We start from the raw sequence: 17,298 nt of genomic DNA, 5'->3' as shown, positions 1-17,298 counted from the left end.
TACCAAATCAAAGGCTTGTTTGTAATATGCTGGCAGTTCTCCCATGCATAGATGGAGCTCACATGAGCCAATCACCCCATATGGTCAAAGATTCAATCAGCGGTGCAGACTACTTTCTGCGCGGTTTTTCCCTTATTCGCCAACCGGGCATCCGCACCTTTGTGCTGATCCCCCTGCTGGTCAACTTCGTGCTGTTTGCCGGGGCCTTCTATGCCCTGCTGCTGCAACTGGACGGCCTGTTCGCCTGGCTCCATCAGCAGATCCCCGCCTGGCTCGACTGGCTGGACTATCTGCTGTGGCCCATCGCCCTCATCACCATCCTGGTGGTCTTCTCCTTTATCTTCAGCTCGGTTGCCAACTGGGTAGCAGCCCCCTTCAACGGCCTGCTGGCGGAGAAGGTGGAGCAGATCCTCACCGGCCAGCCCGCCAATGACAGCGGCATGCTGGATATCGTCAAGGATGTGCCACGTACCTTCGGCCGCGAATGGACCAAGCTGAAGTATTACCTGCCCAAGGCTATCGGTTGCCTGATCCTGTTTCTGATCCCGGTGGTGGGCCAGACCCTGGCGCCTGTGCTCTGGTTCCTGTTCAGCGCCTGGATGATGGCGATCCAGTATGTGGATTATCCGTTCGACAACCACAAGATCGACTTCATCACCATGCGTGACGCCTTGAAGCAACGCCGTGGCAAGTGCCTCAGCTTCGGCGCTTTGGTGACCCTCTTCTCCGCCATTCCGGTGGTGAACCTCTTCGTGATGCCGGTCGCCATCTGTGGCGCCACCGCCATGTGGGTCGATCACTACCGGCAGGAGCAGTTGGGGCGCTAACCCTTGAACATTGATTAGAAAAAGGCACCCGAAACGGTGCCTTTTTCACATTTAGCATGAATTAAATTAATGCATGCATTCGATAGCTTGTCCCATATGACACGAGTTGGTAGGATTCTGGCCTTTCTCGTTCCCTGGGATATCTCATGTTACATGCACTCTTCTTGGTTGGCCTGGTGGCCGAAGGGATGACCGGCGCGCTGGCCGCGGGTCGGCGACGGATGGATCTGTTTGGTGTGGTGATCATCGCCTCGGCGACGGCCATCGGTGGTGGCACCATTCGCGATGTGCTGCTGGGCCACTATCCGCTGCTCTGGATTGAACATCCGGAATACGTGCTGCTGGTTGCCGCAGCCGCGATGGCGGGTGTGGTCTCCGCCCCCCTGATGCGCTACCTCGGCAAGCTGTTCATGGCCCTTGATGCCCTGGGACTGGTGGTCTTCTCCATCTTCGGTGCGGCCCGAGCGCTGGATATGGGCCACGGCGCCGGTATTGCCTGCATCATGGCGGTAGTGACCGGGGTCTTTGGCGGGGTGCTGCGGGATCTGCTCTGCCAGCGCATTCCACTGGTATTTCGTCGCGAGCTCTATGCAGCCATTTCGCTGATCACCGCAGCCCTCTACTGTCTGGCGCTGGATCAGGGCTTGCCGACCAACTGGGCCGCGTTCGGTTCCATCGGGATCGGCTTTGTACTGCGGCTGCTGGCGGTACGCTTCAAGTGGGGTCTGCCCACCTTCAACTACCAGTACGCGACCCACTGAGTACGCCAGCTTCTGGCGAGGCGGGTTGGATTGCGAGCAACAAAAAAGCGCCCGAGCGGCGCTTTTTTCATGGACGGTCTGCGACTCAGTTAATCCCTTCCGAGCTGAAGAAGGTCGCCTTGTCGGCGATAAAGCGGATCTTGATGTTCTTCCCTTCCCCGCCCCAGAGGCAGCTGGTAGTGCCCAAGGCATCATCACAACGCTCCGCCTTGCCCAGAATGGTGCTGGCCTCGGCGTAACTCATCCCCATCTTCAACTGGTCGTAATTTTCACGGTTGAGCTTGCTGCAACCGGTCAACAACAGGGCGATCAGGCCGCCAATCACTATCTTTTTCATCGCTATCTCCTCTCTGGTGGGAAGAGCTTGGCAGCTTGCCAACCCCTTTACCAGCTGCGCACCGGGCCGGTATCGAGGTGAACGAAGTTATCACGGGGATAGTAACCGACCCCACCCACCTTGAGCTGGAGCGCCGCCTTGCGCAGATGGGCCAGCTGTACGCCGGGGATCCGCACATCCACCGCCTGCCCCAGGGTGTGGTAGCTGTGCTTGGCCACGCCGCGGCTCTTGTGGCGCTTCTGACGATTGGTCGCCGGGGCGCGATAGCCGGAGATCAGCTGGATTTCGCTGCGCCGACCCAGCTTGTGCTGCAACAGAAACAGTTGATCAAAAAGTTTCTTGTCGATGTTGAACACTTCATTGCGCCGGTAATCACGGAAGATGTGGTTGAGCTCGGCCAACCCGTCGCTCAGATAGTGGCCATTTTCCCAATAGCTGGCGCGCACCCGCTCGCCGGTATTGAGATTGAAGAAACTGAGTTCACGCCCGGTGGTACTGCGGCTGGCCAGTGCAGGGAAGGAGATCAGCGAGCTGCCCAGCAGGCAACCGGCTCCCAGCAACAGGCGACGTCGACTTATCTCTTGTTCCAGCATAAGGGGTTCGTCCATCGCAGATTCAAGCGAAAATAGTTGAATAAGATCACTGACTGAATGTGATACAGGCGCTTGAAACTACCCTCCGGCAGGGGGCCCTGTCAAACCTCAATCGCCCATAGAAAAGCCCGGCACAGGCCGGGCTTTTCACTCTGTGGCAGGGATCACAGCAGGCGGCTCTGGAAGCTGACCCGATCAAATCCGTAGATATCGTTGCGCAGTTGCTGGCGACCATTTTCGTCGATCCAGCTGCTCCAGTAGACGGTAAAGACCGGGATCGGCGTGGTGAGCGGCAACCATTTGGTCTGGCTCTCCTTGAGGATATTGGCCACCTTGTCCGGCTGATAGCGGGAATCGGCCAGCAAAAGCTCGGCCAGATCGTCGGCATGCTCCACCCGGATACAGCCCGAACTGAAGGCGCGCGCCCCCTGCTCGAACAGCGCCTTGCGCGGAGTGGAGTGCAGATAGATGGCATCATTGTTGGGCAGGTAGAACTTGTAGCGCCCCAGGGCATTGTGATCCCCCGGCTTTTGCCGCAGGCGATAGGGGAAACCGGCGGCCAGCGCCTGATGCCACCCCTCTTCGGTGAACTGCACCGGATTGCCCTCACTGTCGATCACCTCGAACTGCTCGCGACTCAAGTACGCGGGATCCCGACCCAGCTTGGGCAGGATGTCCTTGCTCAGGATGGAGCGCGGCACATGCCAGGAGGGGTTGAGCACGATGGAGCGAATTTCGCTGGCGAGGATGGGCGTGGCACGCTGCTCCTTGCCGACGATAACCCGGCTGGTAAACACCTCGTTGCCGGACTCCACCACACTCAGGCGGTAGTCGGGAATATTGACCAACACATAGCGGCCACCGGCGAGTTGATCCACCAGATCGCGACGCCACAGGTTACGCAGCAGCAAGCTGGCGCGCACTTGCGGGCCGGTATTGAGCCAGGAGCGGGTCTGACGACCGATAATGCCATCCGCGGTGAGACCGTGACGACGCTGGAACTGTTTGATGGCCTGCTCGGTATCACCATCGTAAATCTGATCACCATGGCTCGGGGCGCTGTCGCCCAGCTCGTTGAGCATGGCGCGGATCTGGCCAAGCTCGGCGGAGCTCTCTCCGGCACGCAGGGTCGGCATATCGAGGGTCGGCCACTTGCTGGCCATCGGCATCGCCAGCAGTTTGTGCACTTTGGCTCGCACCGCCTCGTATTCCGCCACCTGGGGGCGCAGGGATTTCACCTGGGTGAGCAGGTCATCATCGCTGGGTTGGGTCACCACAGGGCGGTTCAAATCGAGCTTGAGGGTCTTCATCTGCTCGCGAGAGACCAGATCCATCCCCCGCCAGGCGTGCTGGAAACGGCTCAGCTTGGTAAAAATGTCGTCATAGATGGCACCACGCTTGTCTGCATGGGTGGCCTGCAGACGCTTCCACAGCGTGAAAAAATCGGGATGCAGCTGGGCAAGCACAGCCTCTTGCAACTGCTGCTCCAGCTCGACACGGGCCTGTTCGGCCTGACTGCCCTGATACCAGTCGTGTCCGGTTTCACTGGCCGCCACCACAACTTGTGCTTCGGTCGCATGTACCGCGCCAGCGGGCAAACATCCCAGCCACACCAGATTGGCAAGGGCCAGCCAATACTTCATCCCCATGGGTACCTCAAAACGGTTTGTTCACTCTGTCGGGCCTGACAAGCAGACCCGATACTCAGGCCGCTCATGATGCGTGAACGGCCAATACTTTGCTAGCGCCCGGGGGCATAACGCTGCCAGATAATGTCATACGCATCTGTCTCCTTGAACCGCGCCAACGCCTGATTAAATTGTTGCAAGAACTGCGGCGAAAAGCTGCGCTTGCCCAACATAAAGAAGCTTGGCGATTCAGATACCACCATGGGGTGACTGGTGAACAGACCGCTCATCCCCTCCTTGTTAAGGGCGCTGGGGGTAGCCAGCATGTCACCGAGGAAACCGTCGATCCGGCCGCGGGCCAGCTTCTCAAAATTTTGCTGGTCGCTCACCGCACTCACCTGTTTGGCATAGCGAGCGAGCAGCGACATCACTTCCTCACCATAGAAGTACTCTTTGGTAACGCCGAGAGAGTAACCACTGGCCAGCCAGCTCGTCAGATCCTGTTCGGGATAGTGGCTGCCCTTGCGGATCCACAGCAAGGTGCGCCCCGGGTTGTAGGAGTCGGAAAACCAGGCATAACGGGCGCGCTCATCATTGATATTCGCCTCCATCGCCATGTCTATCTCGCCATGCTCCATTTCGTGCAGTACCCGCTTCCAGGGCAGCTCCACATAGTTGACCTTGCAGTGCATGGAAGTGAGCACAGCCGTCAGCACCTCGGCGGCATAACCGCGCACCTCTTGCGGTGAATCGGCTTCGTAATAATGGTAAGGGGGCCAGTTATCGTAACCGACCTGAATAGGCTCGGGACACAGGGCCCTGGCCAATGCCATTGGCGCCCATAATCCAAGCAACAGACAGCAAGAGATCCACTTCATATGTCATCCTTGACGAATAAGTGAGTCATCATAAATCGCCCCCTGCAAAATGGCGATAGAGGCCAGATGACTATCGCATCCGCTAGAAAATGACGCAGCAAAGCACGTCTATTTGCCAATTGCCCTGCCGGAGCACCATTGGCAACCGGCGCCCCGCCAGACCTGTTTAACCGGGAAACAGCAACGTTTGGAACAGGGGTAAAAAGGGGTTAATATGTGACCAAATATTTTTTTGTGATCCACTATGCTTTTTTTGCAATTGGATTAGCATATGCGCGACATCGGCCTACCCATTCTGTCAGGCATAGAGAGTGATATGACGTACAAAAAGTTCGGTTTTTTGACTGCCATTCTGGCGTTAAGCGGTTTTTATCTTTACACCCTCTATCTGGCTGCTCACCCCAACGTGAGCCTGGCCTACAAACTCTATTATCTGGAAGGCAAAACCCGCTTCTGGGAACACAACTCCAGCATGACCTATCAGCCGGGTAACGAGCTCAATCTGACCAAGCCGAGCCGCTTCCTCTCCAGCGAAGGCTGGGCCAAGAAGCCGAGCGACGAAGGTACCCTGCTCAGCGGTCAGGGCGGTCTCTACTTTGTGCTGCCCAAGCAGGCGGCCAATCCGGATCAGCTTACCGTACAGGCCCGCATCAACAGCCCGGAAGCCGGTGCCCTGTTGAAAGTGGCGCTGGGTCACGACTTCACCACCACGGTGAAACTGGCCAAAGCGGGCATCAACGAAATCCGCCTCAGTTTGCCCGGCGACTCGCTCACGGCAGATCCCAAGCGCCCCAATTTTCTGGCGCTCTCGGCACCTACTCCCATCAATGTGCAGTCGGTACGTTTGACCGTAGCCCAGTGATCCTTGCCCCGAATACCATTTTATAAAAACAACTATCCCAAATAAGGACGTTCTTATGTCGCATCCAGATTTTCGACTCTCTCTGGTCGTTCCCGTTTACAACGAGGAAGAGAGCATCGATGCCTTCATCAACGCGATAGACAACGAACTGGCCCCGCTGAAAGACCAGCTTGAAATTGTATTCGTTAACGATGGCAGCCGTGACCGCACCCGTGAAGTGGTCGAGCAGGCCATCGCCCGTGACCCACGCGTGACCCTGGTCAACCTGGCACGCAACTTCGGTAAAGAAGCGGCCCTGACCGCCGGTCTGCATCAGGCCAAAGGGGATGCCATCGTGCCGATGGACGTGGATCTGCAAGACCCGCCCGCCCTGATCCTGGAGTTCGTTAAACTGTGGCAGACCGGTGACTATGACACCGTCTACGGCATCCGCGTCGATCGCAGCGCCGATACCCCGATGAAGCGCCTGACTGCCGGTGGCTTCTACCGCTTCTTCAACGCCCTCTCCACCAGCACCAAGCTGCCGGAGAACGCCGGTGACTTCCGCCTGATCGACCGTCGCGTGGTCGAGGCGATCAAGCTGCTGCCGGAGCGCAACCGCTTCATGAAGGGTCTGTTTGCCTGGGCCGGTTTCCGTGCCGTTGGCGTCCCCTACGAGCGCCCGGCCCGTCACGCCGGTGAAACCAAGTTCAACTACTGGAAATTGTGGAACTTCGCCCTCGACGGTCTGCTCAGCTTCTCCAGCTGGCCGCTGCGGGTCTGGAGCTATGTGGGGGTCAGCGTCTCGCTGGTTGCCTTCCTCTATATCCTGAAAATCATCACCCAGGTGATCTTCTTCGGCATCGACGTACCCGGCTATGCCTCACTGATGTCCGTGGTGCTGTTCCTCGGCGGTATCCAACTACTGTCGCTCGGCATCATCGGCGAATACATCGGCCGCATGTTTGTGGAAGTGAAGCAGCGCCCGGTCTACCTCATTGAAGGGGTCTATGGCCAGTATGCCAAGCAGGATGCGGCCAAACCGCAGAGCGCTGACAGCAACCCGCAAGAGCAGCAGGAGCAAGCGCCTCAATGATCTCCCGCGAGGAATTCTGGCGGCTGGTACGTTTCGGTTTTGTCGGCGGGGGGGCTACCCTCGTCGACCTTGGCACCTCCATCGCACTGTTTCATACCTGGCCCACCATCTCGGAGCACCTGGTTACCACGTTGGCTTTTGCCATCGCCTTCTGGTTCTCCTTCTTTGGTCACCGCTACATCACCTTCCAGAAGCAGGGAGCCGCCAGCAAGTTTCTGCTGGTTGCCCTCTTCTCGCTGGCGGTGCGTAACCTGATCCTGAGCGGCCTGCTGTTTGCGGGGCTATCCGGTCTGCTGCCGGTGGTCATCGCCACCCTGACCGTTACCGTCCTCACTTACGTTCTCTCTCGCGTCTGGGTTTTTGCCTGATGAATGATATGACCAATACTGCCCCGCTAACCGGGGCTGCACTCCCCTATCGCCCGTCACTGCGCATCAGCGGCCGTGACTGGCTGATGATCATCGCCGCCTTCATGCTGAGCCGGGTGGCCCTTTATGGCATGGGCTACTTCGGTGTCCAGCTCTATGGCTCCCCCGACATTGGCCCGCTGCAGGCCTATTGTCAGTTTGACTGCGTCTGGTTCCAGCGCATCATCGAGAACGGCTACGACCTCTACCCACGCTGGCTGAGCAAGGGCAATGCGGCCAACTGGGCCTTTATGCCGCTCTATCCGATGGTCTCCGGTGCCATCTCCAACCTGTTCAATGTCGAGAGCCTGATCGGCCTCATCATTGTTACCAACTTCTCCTTCTTCGCCAGCTTGCCGCTGATGCTGCTGGTGCTGCGTCAGCTCAAGCTGGGGGATGATACCGCCCGCTTTGGCGTCTGGCTGCTCGCCTTCTCCCCCTTCTCCGCCTACTTCGTCTCCGGTTATACCGAGTCGACCTTTATGGCGCTGATGCTGGGGATGTTCCTGTTCGCCTATCGGGAGCAGTGGCTAATGGTGGCCGTGCTGGGGGTCTGTATCTCCGCCACCCGCAACCTGGGGGTGATGATGGTCTTCCCGGTGCTGATCCTGGCGCTGCAAGCTTACGGCTGGCGGGAATTTTTCCGCTTTACCGAGCGTGCTTTCAAGGTGGTGTTCACCCTCTGGATGATCCCGTTTGGCCTGTTTGCCTACATGGTCTACCTATATCACCTGACCGGCGATGCCTTCGCCTTCAAACACATTCAGGTGGCCTGGGGTCGCTACATGGACAGCCCGCTGGACTGGTGGCTGAGCGGTTTCGAGCTGGGCGGCCGCAAGGCTTACCTCTCCATCATGGTGATCTTCGGCTGGTGCCTGAACGGTTACCTGTTCAGCCAGAAGCGCTGGGCTGAAGCGACCCTGATGTTCATCTGCTGCACCATCCCGCTGATGACCGGCCTCAACGCCATGCCGCGCTATATGTTCGGGCTCTACCCGACCCTGCTGGCCATCATTCTGCTGACCCATCGCTGGCCAGCCATCCGCCCGGCGGTGCTCTGCATCAGCGGCATGGTCGCCTCCTTCATCGCGGTGGCCTTCGTCAACTTCAAGTTCTTCACCGTCTGATGTGACGACAATGCCTGATACACCAAATGCCGGTCACCTGACCGGCATTTTTTATGGCCGCTATTTTTATCGACAGCGTACCCCCACCGCCTCCCCATCACACTTTCCTCGGCTTGAAAACGTAACCATTTGAACTGATGTCACAAATCGGCATTTTGCCGATCCAAGGCGCGCTTTGCTGCTCCTAGAATGGGCCCTTGTCCGAACTGCCCTGCTCAAGGAATGGCTTATGCGTCGTGCTCATTACTTATCCCCTCTCTGGCTCGCCCTGCTGGCCGCCCCTCTGTTCACCCAACAGGCGATGGCCGCCCCCGAGGTTCACCTCTATGTGGATGGTCAGCCGGTGGCGACTCCGATCGCACTGGACAAGGGCACTGTGGAGCTGACCCATCCCCTTGCCAAGGGGAACCACCAGATCCGCATCAGCGACGCAGGCAACAGTTGCGGCACCAGCTTTGGCCCGAGCGAGAGCAAGCCGCTCCCCTTCGGCACCGCCCAGCCCATGGACAAATGCAGCAAGGATCACAGCTTTACCCTGCGGGTGATGCTGGCAGGGGAGTATCAATTCACTTTCAACCCGGATACCCCCAGCCTCAAGGTGCTGCGGGCAACCAAGAAGAGCGAGTTCAAGCGCCAGCCACCAGAAGAGCCCTGCATCAGCTGGGATGGCGGCCCGGTCACGGTATCCCTGAAAGGGGTCTGGCCAGACGGTACCCGACTGAGGGATGCCTACTCAAAACAAGAGGCGGTGGTCAAACAGGGCAAACTGACCCTGACCCCGAGTAAAGAGAGCGGCGGCCTGCTGCTGCTCGAGTCTGTCAAGGCAGCCAAGCCAGCACCGTTCAACTGGGATCAGGCGAGCGTCTATTTCCTGCTGACCGATCGCTTCCACAACGGCGACCCCGCCAACGACCAGAGCTTCGGCCGCCAGAAGGATGGTCAGGATGAGGTAGCCACCTGGCATGGCGGTGACTTCAAGGGGCTGACCGAGAAGCTCGACTACATCAAGAGCCTCGGCATGAACGCCATCTGGATCACCCCCATGGTGGAGCAGGTGCACGGCTTTATCGGCGGTGGCGAGCAGGGCAACTTCCCTTTCTACGCCTACCACGGATATTGGGCGCTCGACTTCACCAAGATTGACCCCAACTACGGCGATGAAGAGAGCCTGAAAACCCTGGTGGACGAGGCCCACAAGCGCGGCATGCGGATCATCCTCGACGTGGTGATGAACCACGCCGGTTATGCCACCCTCGCCGATCTGCAAGATCTGGGGCTCACCGAACTGACCCAGAACAGCAGCAAACTGCCAACCGTCTGGAACCAGTGGCGCCCGAGCGGCGGCCTCAACTGGCATGGCTACAACCAGTTCATCGACTATCAATCACCCGCGTGGAGCAAATGGTGGAGCGGTGACTGGGTGCGTGCCGGTCTGCCCGGCTACCCGCAGCCCGGCACCGACGATGTGACCGGCTCGGTGGCGGGGCTGCCGGACTTTCTCACCGAATCGACCAAACCGGTAGGGCTGCCGCCGTTGCTGGCCGCGAAAAAAGATACCCTCGCCAAGGCGCTACCCGACGCTACCGTGAGTGACTATCTCATCGCCTGGCACACCGACTGGGTGCGCCGCTTTGGCATCGACGGCTTCCGCGCCGACACAGTCAAGCATCTGGAGCCCGAAGTGTGGGCCAAGCTCAAGCAGGCGGGCACCGCTGCGCTCAAGGAGTGGAAGACTGCGAACCCGAGCAAGGCCCTCGACGATCTGCCCTTCTACATGGTGGGCGAGGTGTGGGATCACGGGGTGGCCAAGGATTTCTGGTATCAGAACGGTTTCGATTCCCTGATCAACTTCGACTATCAGCGCGAGTTCGCACTGTCACAGGCCCAGTGCATGGCCAGCGCCGAGCCCACCTATGCCAGCTACGCCAGCCGCATCAATCAGGATCCCGAGTTCAACGTGTTGAGCTACATCAGCTCCCACGACACCAAGCTGTTCTTTGGCGACTATCAGGATGTGCCGCTACAGCGCCGGGTCGCCAACAGCTTTATGCTGCTGCCGGGCGGCATCCAGCTCTATTATGGCGACGAGTCCGGCCGGGGGCTTGCCAAGGATGGCGGAGTGTTCGATCAGGCGTTGCGCTCGGATATGAACTGGCAGGAGCTGGCCAGCGGAGAAAAGGCTGAGCTGGTCAAGCACTGGCAGCAACTGGGCCTGTTCCGCGCCGCCCATCCGGCTATTGCGGCAGGCAGTCACCAGAAACTCTCGGATGCACCCTACGCCTTCGTGCGGGAGAAGGGGGATGACAAGGTGGTGGTGGTCTTTGCCGGTCGGCAGAAGTAACTCTTGAGCCACATTCACCAGCAACAGAGAGGGGAGCCACTGGCTCCCCTCTTTCGTTTATCTATCTGCCACGGTTCACTGTGACTGGCGCGCTGCCACCGGCCACTGCAACCGCGCCTTGACCAACATCTCTTGCCACAGAGGCCAAGAGAGCAGTGCCTGCTGATAGGCTCCGGCCTGACCGGGCAACAGGATGCCGTAGCTGGCCAGCCGATAGGCCATCACCGCATAGAAGGCATCGACAATGCCCACCTCGCCAAAGTAGAAGGGGCCCCGCGCCTGCGACCAGATCTCCTGCAAGCGAGCCAGCTCGCCGACCGCCTCCACCGGAGGATCGATACGGGTTGGCGCCCCAAGAAAGAAGGGGAGCAGAGAACGGATCTGCCGAAATCCCGCGTGCAACTCGGCGCAGAGACTGCGAGCCAGTGCCCGCTCGGCCAGCGAAACCGGATAGAGCTGGCGCTCGGGACAGAGCTCGTGAACATATTCGGCGATGGCCAGCGAGTCGTGAACCCGCACGCCATCGTGTTCGAGCCAGGGCACCAGACCGGCCGGTGCCAGCCGCTTGAGCCGCGCCAGCGACTTGGCATCCTCCAGATCGAACACCTGCTCCTGCCACGTCAGCCCGCTCATGGCGAGCACCAGTGCCGTCCGCATCGCCCAGGTGGAGCCGGTGCCCACCGCCAATACCAAGGATCCCATCTGCTGCCTCCTGCATGAGTTGCCTGCGACCGGCCTGTCTGCCCTTGATGGCAAAACATCCGATGGTCGCTTCACATTTGCGCACCGGCGGGTTTGACCCTCTTGGTGAGCGATGCTAGTTTGATTTTTCAAAACAATCAGTTAGCAACCATGTGAGCCATTAACTGAGATATGGACAGCCAATTTACCATCGTCATCGCAGATGACCACCCCCTGTTTCGGGGCGCCCTCTATCAAGCGGTGCACATGGCCATCAACGATGCCCATCTGCTGGAAGCGGACTCCATCGACAGCCTTACCCACCTCCTCGGCGAGCATCCGGAGGTCGACCTGCTGCTGCTCGATCTCAAGATGCCGGGTGCCAACGGCTTTGAAGGGCTGGCTCACCTGCGCGGCCAGTATCCCGACCTACCGGTCGTGGTGGTATCCGCCTCGGAAGACCCTGCCATTATCCAGCAGGTGTTGCGCCTTGGCGCGCTCGGCTTCATCCCCAAATCGGCGCCAATGAAGGAGCTGGTCACCGCCCTCAATACGGTGATCGGGGGCGATAACTGGGTGCCGGAGGGGATCTCGCTCCATCCCGAATCGGAAGATGGCCCCGATTTCGCCAGCAAGCTGGCAAGCCTCACCCCCCAGCAGTACAAGGTGCTGATCATGCTGCGCGATGGCAGCCTCAACAAGCAGATTGCCTGGGAGCTCAATGTCTCCGAGGCCACTATCAAGGCCCATATCACAGCTATTTTCCGCAAACTCGGGGTCAAGAACCGCACTCAGGCGGTCATCGCGTTGCAGCAGATGGATATCAAGGAGGGTTGAGCCCTCCCATCCAGCACGCCACTTATCTGCCGCTCGACAAATAGCACGATCGTACTTTATGCTGCCACCAGCCATGAGGAGATCGTGATGAGCAAGGGGCGCCTGACCCGGGAAAACATTTTGCAGACAGCCTTCGAGCAGGCGAGCCAGCAAGGGCTGGAGAGCCTGACCATCGGCTCGCTGGCCAATGCCTGCGAGATGTCGAAAAGCGGCCTGTTCGCCCACTTCCACTCTCGCGACAATCTGCAGATCGCCGTGCTGGAGTACGCAGCCGAGGTGTTTCGGGCGCGGGTGATCCAGCCGGTGCGCCAGCAGGAACACCAGAGCCAGCACGACAAGCTGATCGCCCTGCTGCAGGCCTGGCTGGCCTGGAACCAGAGCTTTGCCGGACGCTGCATGTTTCTCGATGCCTGGACTTCGGCGCAGGAGGGCGAGGTACAGCAGGCAGCCCGCCAGCTGGTGCGCTTCTGGCTCGACTATCTGGCTCGTCAGGTCGCACAGGGACAGCTGGAGGGGGAGTGGCGCGAGGGAATGGATCCCTGGCGTGCCGTCTACCGCCTCTACGGCCTCTATCTGGCGGATCAGGTGTTCAACGCCCTCAATCTGTGTCAGGATCCGGCCCGCCACTTCTGGCCAGAAGTGGAAGATCTGCTCGCCAGCTGGCGCTGATCTCCTGGCAATCCTTTTTTAAAAACGACAAAAAAGCACGACCGTTCGAACATAAAAACCACAGGATGACCATGAGCAGCAAGATCTACTTCAACACCCGCCGCTTCAGCCCGAGCAAATGGCTGCTGGGGATCGGCACCCGGTTGCACCACAGACTCGCCCCCACCCATGCCAAGCGTACCGCTAGCAAGTTGCTGCTCACCCCCCAGCGCAACCAGCGGGGTGGCCACGAACCTGCCGGTCTGGTGAAGCAGGCCGTCCATACCAGCGAAGGGGTATTGATGAGCTATCGGCTCGGTCAGGGACCACTGTGGCTGCTGATGCACGGCTGGTCCGGCAGCGCCAGCCAGTTCTATCCGCTGATGAGCCATATCGCCGCGCAGGGTTTCACCGCCATTGCCTACGATCATCCGGCCCACGGCCAGAGCGCAGGCAACACAGGCCACCTACCCCGCTTCGTACGTGCCTTCGACGAGCTGGCAACCAAGCTGGCCAGCGAAGCAGGCCCACTGCACGGGGTCATCGCCCACAGCATGGGGGGCGCCGTCACCCTCTCCAGCCGTCAGCCGGGAATCGATACCCTGCCGCTGCTGTTGATTTCGCCGGTGCTCGACTATGTGCCCCAGCTATACGGCATGGTGGCACGCTCCGGCTACTCCATCCGGCTGTTCGATGCGGTGGTCAAGGAGATTGAGCAGGAGTACCAGCACCCCTTGAGCACGGTCGATCCGCTGAGCCGACTCGCCAGTCGCAGCGGCGCGGCGATGATAGTGCACGACGAGGAGGACAGATTTGCCCCGCACGGCGATTCCTTGCGGGCCAGTCAGGATGGTCATACCCGGCTGGTGAGCACCCGGGGACTGGGCCACGGTCGCATCCTCGCCAGCGCTCCGGTATTCGCCGCCTTCGATCAGCTGGCGCGGCCGGAAAATCCTCACCGCGCCCTTTGACATGGGGCCATGAAAAAACGGGCGAGCGCCCGTTTTTATATTTGATACAGCGCCTTATAGTTAACTTGTCAGTGGGAACATTCTTGTCAGGACACAATAAGGCGCCAGCATATGGCCAGACCCAATACAGCGTTGTTGCTCACCGGTGGCGGTGCTCGCGCCGCCTATCAGGTCGGTGCCCTCAAGGCGATTGCGGAGCTCTACCCGCGCAATCTCGGCATCCCTTTTCCCATCCTGTGTGGGACCTCGGCGGGGGCCATCAATGTCACCGCGCTCGCCTGCTACGCCTCCTGTTTCCATCTGGGGGTACGCAAGCTGGAGTGGGTCTGGCGCCGCTTCGAGACTCACCACATCTTCGATTTTCACCCCGGGCGCCTGCTGTGGCGGTTGATGTACGAGGGGTCGGCGGGGCTGATCAATCCCCACACCAACCACGCCTTTCACCTCTTTGACAACGCGCCGCTGCACCGCCTGCTGGATCAGCTCATCGACTATCACCGCATCGATGACAACATCCTCTACGGCAGTCTGGAGGCGCTGGCCATCACGGCGTCGGATTACGATGACGGCCTCTCCACCACCTTCTTTCAGGGGCGAGCCGACCACCATCCTTGGGAGCGGGCCAGACGGCGCGGTGTACGCACCGTGCTTACATCGGAGCACCTGCTCGCCTCCTCGGCGTTGCCCTTTGTCTTTCCGGCCACCCGAATCGGCGAGAAGTTCTACGGCGACGGTTCCATCCACCAGCTGAGCCCGCTCAGCCCCGCCATCCATCTGGGGGCGGAGCGGATCCTGCTGATCACCCTGGATCCGCCAGCCCACTCGGCACCGACCCATCATCACGGCCATCTCACCAGCTCCAATATTGCCAGCCATCTGCTCGATACGGTCTTTACCGACACCCTCAACTCAGATCTGGAGCGGCTATGGCGCATCAACCAGACTCTGGATCTTATCCCTGAGCGGGAGCGCAATCGCCTCAAGCTGAAGCGGGTGGAGACCTGTGTGCTGAAACCGAGTCAGGATCTCGACACCATCGCACTGGCCTATCTGCGCAAACTGCCGCTAAAGTTGCGCCGCCTGTTGCGGGTGCTGGGTGTGAAGGGGGATGAGACCAGCAGTCTGGCCAGCTTTTTGATGTTCTATCCGGGTTATTGTCAGCAGCTGATCAAGCTGGGCTATCAGGACACCCTGAGGGAGCGGGAGCGGGTCGTCGCCTTCCTCGATATCGAAGGGCTACCAAAAGAGCGGGAGTAAAGGGGGTAACCGATGAGTGCAAGGGGACTCAGCGCCCCTCCAGCAAACGCTGCTCCGCCTGTTCCATCGCCACCACGGTACCAAACAGGATCAGCCGATCGCCAGCTGCCAGCACCAGCTCGGGTCTGGGTTCCAGACTCTGATCCCCGCGCTGCACCTCCTTGATCCGCACCTCATCGAGCGGCAGCTCACGCACTTCACGGCCTACCGCCCACGCCTGATCGTGCAGAAACAGCGGGTGGAGACGTTCAAGCAGCTGATCCGCCTCCAGATTGCTGGCACTCTGATCCCCCCAGTAGAAGCCGTGCAGGAAGCGATATTGGCTGCTGCGCTCCAGCTCCATCCGGCGGATCACCCGGCCGATAGGGATATCGCAGTTGAGCAGCAGGTGGGAGACCAGCATCAGGGCCCCCTCCTGGGATTCCGGGATCACCTCGAAGGCCCCCGCCTGCTTGTACTGCTCCAGAAAGCTGTCGTCCCGGGTGCGCACCAGCACCTTGAGATCCCCCGCCAGTTCGCGGATCAGTGCCAGCATCGCCTCCACCCGCTTGCGATCATCAAAGGTGATGATCACCAGCCGTGCCCGCAACAACCCGGCGGCCAGCAGAATATCGCGGCGGCTGGCGTCGCCGAAGGCCACCTGCTCCCCCGCCAGCTTGGCCTCGCTCACCCGCTCGGGGTCGAGGTCTAGGGCCAGAAAGGGGATCTCCTCGATCTTGAGAAAGCGGGCACAGGTCTGCCCGGCCCGGCCAAACCCGGCGATGATGACGTGCTGGTTTTTGCTCAGGCCCGACTGGGCGACTTCGGAGCGGGTAAGCAGCGCCGGGTCGGTCAGGCTGCGGGCCAGCGAATGGGCCTGAGTCACCAGCCAGGGGGTCATGGCGATGGAGATGATGCCGATGCCGATCAGCAGGGAGACCAGTTGTTGATCCAGCAAGCCGTGGTGGAGCGCCAGCGCCAGCAGCACGAAGCCAAACTCCCCCACCTGACTGAGCATGATGCCGGCGGCCATGCTGTCGCGCTTGCGCTCCCCCATCAGCCGCCCGGCCAGCAGCACCAGCAGGGATTTGCACAGCACCAGCAGCACCACGCAGATCAGTACCTGCCACCAAGCCCGCGCCACCAGCTCCCACTCCATGGCCATGCCGATAGTGATAAAAAAGAGCCCCATCAACACGTCGCGAAAGGGCTTGATGTCTACCTCAAGCTGATGACGGTAGTGGGACTCCCCCAACATCATCCCCGCCAGAAACGCCCCCAGCGCCATCGACAACCCCAGCGAATGGGTCATGTAGGCAGCCAGCAGCGCCACCAGCAGGGCACTCAGCACGAACAACTCGTCGGAGCGGGCTCGCGCCACCTCGTGAAACAGCAGTGGCAGCAACCACTTGCCCACCGCCAGCAGAGTGAAGAGAGCAAACAACCCCTTGAGGGTGGCCCAGGCGATCTCGGCGGCCAGGGCGCTGCCCTGCACTTCCGGCTGGGCGAGGATAGGGATCATCACCAGCAGGGGCACCACCGCCAGATCCTGAAACAGCAGCACGCTCACCCCCAGCTGGGCGCGGCGGGTATGGAGCTGCTTCTGCTCGCCGAGCTGCTTGATCACCACAGCCGTGGAGGAGAGTGCCAACGTTCCCGCCACCACCAACGACTGGGCCAGACCCAGCCCCCACCACCAGCCGATGGCGAAGAAGAGCAGTGACGTGAGCAGCACCTGCAACATCCCCACCCCCAGCACCAACCGACGCATCGCCAGTAATTTCGGCAGGGAGAACTCCAGCCCCAGCGAGAACATCAGAAAGACGATCCCCAGCTCGGCAATGGTCTGCATGATCGACTGGCCGGTGATCACCGCCAGTCCGTGGGGGCCGAGCAAGACGCCGGCAATCAGGTAGGCAAGGATGACCGGCAAGCCGAGGCGCCGGAAAGTTGCCACCAGCAGCACGGCGGCGAACAGCAGGATCAACAGGTCGGTGTACAAATTTCCCTCTCCTTTTATCGACTTAAGCTTAGTCAGCCGATCTGGCGGGCAGGAAAGATATATTGGGCATGCCAATTGCAGGGAGGA

At 60.1% G+C, this 17,298-nt stretch carries 17 protein-coding genes; 11 read left to right on the top strand and 6 right to left on the bottom strand.

Annotation, left to right across the window (positions count from 1 at the left end; genetic code table 11):
- Nucleotides 1–62 precede the first annotated feature (62 nt).
- Nucleotides 63–827, top strand: coding sequence for a sulfate transporter CysZ (cysZ, locus tag G5193_RS05160; protein ID WP_005338455.1), 765 nt, complete (start codon nucleotides 63–65; stop codon nucleotides 825–827).
- Between the two features lie 146 nt (nucleotides 828–973).
- Nucleotides 974–1,588 (top strand): trimeric intracellular cation channel family protein, encoded by a 615-nt coding sequence (locus G5193_RS05155; protein ID WP_005338456.1) that lies wholly within the window; start codon nucleotides 974–976, stop codon nucleotides 1,586–1,588.
- An 85-nt stretch (nucleotides 1,589–1,673) separates the two neighbouring features.
- Here the strand turns inward: G5193_RS05155 and G5193_RS05150 are convergent, their stop codons facing one another.
- From G5193_RS05150 to G5193_RS05135, 4 genes are all read right to left on the bottom strand, one after another.
- Complete coding sequence (locus G5193_RS05150) at nucleotides 1,674–1,925, bottom strand: lipoprotein (RefSeq protein ID WP_005338457.1); 252 nt, start codon at nucleotides 1,923–1,925, stop codon at nucleotides 1,674–1,676.
- Between the two features lie 47 nt (nucleotides 1,926–1,972).
- On the bottom strand, nucleotides 1,973–2,518 hold the full coding sequence (locus G5193_RS05145; protein WP_005338458.1) for a DUF882 domain-containing protein: 546 nt from the start codon (nucleotides 2,516–2,518) through the stop codon (nucleotides 1,973–1,975).
- A gap of 164 nt (nucleotides 2,519–2,682) precedes the next feature.
- Entirely contained in the window at nucleotides 2,683–4,167 is a 1,485-nt protein-coding gene (locus tag G5193_RS05140) for a L,D-transpeptidase family protein (RefSeq protein WP_421205215.1), read from the bottom strand.
- 92 nt (nucleotides 4,168–4,259) lie between these two features.
- Nucleotides 4,260–5,024 carry a substrate-binding periplasmic protein gene (locus tag G5193_RS05135; RefSeq protein WP_129504524.1) on the bottom strand — a complete coding sequence of 255 codons (765 nt, stop codon included), beginning with the start codon at nucleotides 5,022–5,024 and terminating at the stop codon, nucleotides 4,260–4,262.
- Nucleotides 5,025–5,340: 316 nt separating this feature from the next.
- On the opposite strand from G5193_RS05135, the gene G5193_RS05130 reads away from it, so the two are divergent.
- From G5193_RS05130 to G5193_RS05110, 5 genes are all read left to right on the top strand, one after another.
- The gene (locus G5193_RS05130) at nucleotides 5,341–5,886 is read left to right on the top strand and encodes a hypothetical protein (RefSeq protein WP_041202288.1); all 546 of its coding nucleotides are present in this window, start codon (nucleotides 5,341–5,343) and stop codon (nucleotides 5,884–5,886) included.
- A 55-nt stretch (nucleotides 5,887–5,941) separates the two neighbouring features.
- Entirely contained in the window at nucleotides 5,942–6,961 is a 1,020-nt protein-coding gene (locus G5193_RS05125; RefSeq protein ID WP_058056731.1) for a glycosyltransferase family 2 protein, read from the top strand.
- Nucleotides 6,958–7,329: a GtrA family protein gene (locus G5193_RS05120; RefSeq protein ID WP_005338463.1), complete on the top strand. Its 372-nt coding sequence runs from the start codon at nucleotides 6,958–6,960 to the stop codon at nucleotides 7,327–7,329. The genes G5193_RS05125 and G5193_RS05120 overlap by 4 nt, the downstream gene beginning before the upstream one ends.
- Nucleotides 7,329–8,495 (top strand): hypothetical protein, encoded by a 1,167-nt coding sequence (locus tag G5193_RS05115; protein ID WP_213392343.1) that lies wholly within the window; start codon nucleotides 7,329–7,331, stop codon nucleotides 8,493–8,495. The genes G5193_RS05120 and G5193_RS05115 overlap by 1 nt, the downstream gene beginning before the upstream one ends.
- Nucleotides 8,496–8,724: 229 nt before the next feature.
- Nucleotides 8,725–10,836, top strand: coding sequence for an alpha-amylase (locus G5193_RS05110; RefSeq protein WP_421205212.1), 2,112 nt, complete (start codon nucleotides 8,725–8,727; stop codon nucleotides 10,834–10,836).
- A gap of 75 nt (nucleotides 10,837–10,911) precedes the next feature.
- Here G5193_RS05110 and G5193_RS05105 read toward each other — a convergent pair whose 3' ends face one another.
- A complete protein-coding gene (locus tag G5193_RS05105) occupies nucleotides 10,912–11,538 on the bottom strand; it encodes a glutathione S-transferase (RefSeq protein WP_421205210.1) in 627 nt (208 codons plus the stop codon).
- Nucleotides 11,539–11,709: 171 nt separating this feature from the next.
- Here G5193_RS05105 and G5193_RS05100 point away from each other — a divergent pair, with 171 nt between their 5' ends.
- The 4 genes from G5193_RS05100 to G5193_RS05085 all read left to right on the top strand — a co-directional run bounded on the left by G5193_RS05100 (nucleotide 11,710) and on the right by G5193_RS05085 (nucleotide 15,230).
- The gene (locus tag G5193_RS05100; protein WP_033115787.1) at nucleotides 11,710–12,354 is read left to right on the top strand and encodes a response regulator transcription factor; all 645 of its coding nucleotides are present in this window, start codon (nucleotides 11,710–11,712) and stop codon (nucleotides 12,352–12,354) included.
- 87 nt (nucleotides 12,355–12,441) lie between these two features.
- The gene (locus G5193_RS05095) at nucleotides 12,442–13,023 is read left to right on the top strand and encodes a helix-turn-helix domain-containing protein (protein ID WP_320656595.1); all 582 of its coding nucleotides are present in this window, start codon (nucleotides 12,442–12,444) and stop codon (nucleotides 13,021–13,023) included.
- Between the two features lie 71 nt (nucleotides 13,024–13,094).
- Entirely contained in the window at nucleotides 13,095–13,973 is an 879-nt protein-coding gene (locus G5193_RS05090; RefSeq protein WP_421205208.1) for an alpha/beta hydrolase, read from the top strand.
- Between the two features lie 111 nt (nucleotides 13,974–14,084).
- Nucleotides 14,085–15,230: a patatin-like phospholipase family protein gene (locus G5193_RS05085; RefSeq protein WP_005347843.1), complete on the top strand. Its 1,146-nt coding sequence runs from the start codon at nucleotides 14,085–14,087 to the stop codon at nucleotides 15,228–15,230.
- 28 nt (nucleotides 15,231–15,258) lie between these two features.
- Here the strand turns inward: G5193_RS05085 and G5193_RS05080 are convergent, their stop codons facing one another.
- The gene (locus G5193_RS05080) at nucleotides 15,259–17,211 is read right to left on the bottom strand and encodes a monovalent cation:proton antiporter family protein (RefSeq protein ID WP_227342126.1); all 1,953 of its coding nucleotides are present in this window, start codon (nucleotides 17,209–17,211) and stop codon (nucleotides 15,259–15,261) included.
- Nucleotides 17,212–17,298 lie beyond the last annotated feature (87 nt).

The sequence above is a fragment of the Aeromonas sp. 601027 genome (assembly GCF_049174455.1).
Classification (GTDB): Bacteria; Pseudomonadota; Gammaproteobacteria; order Enterobacterales; family Aeromonadaceae; genus Aeromonas; species Aeromonas veronii_A.
This window is presented reverse-complemented; position numbering and strand designations above follow the sequence as displayed.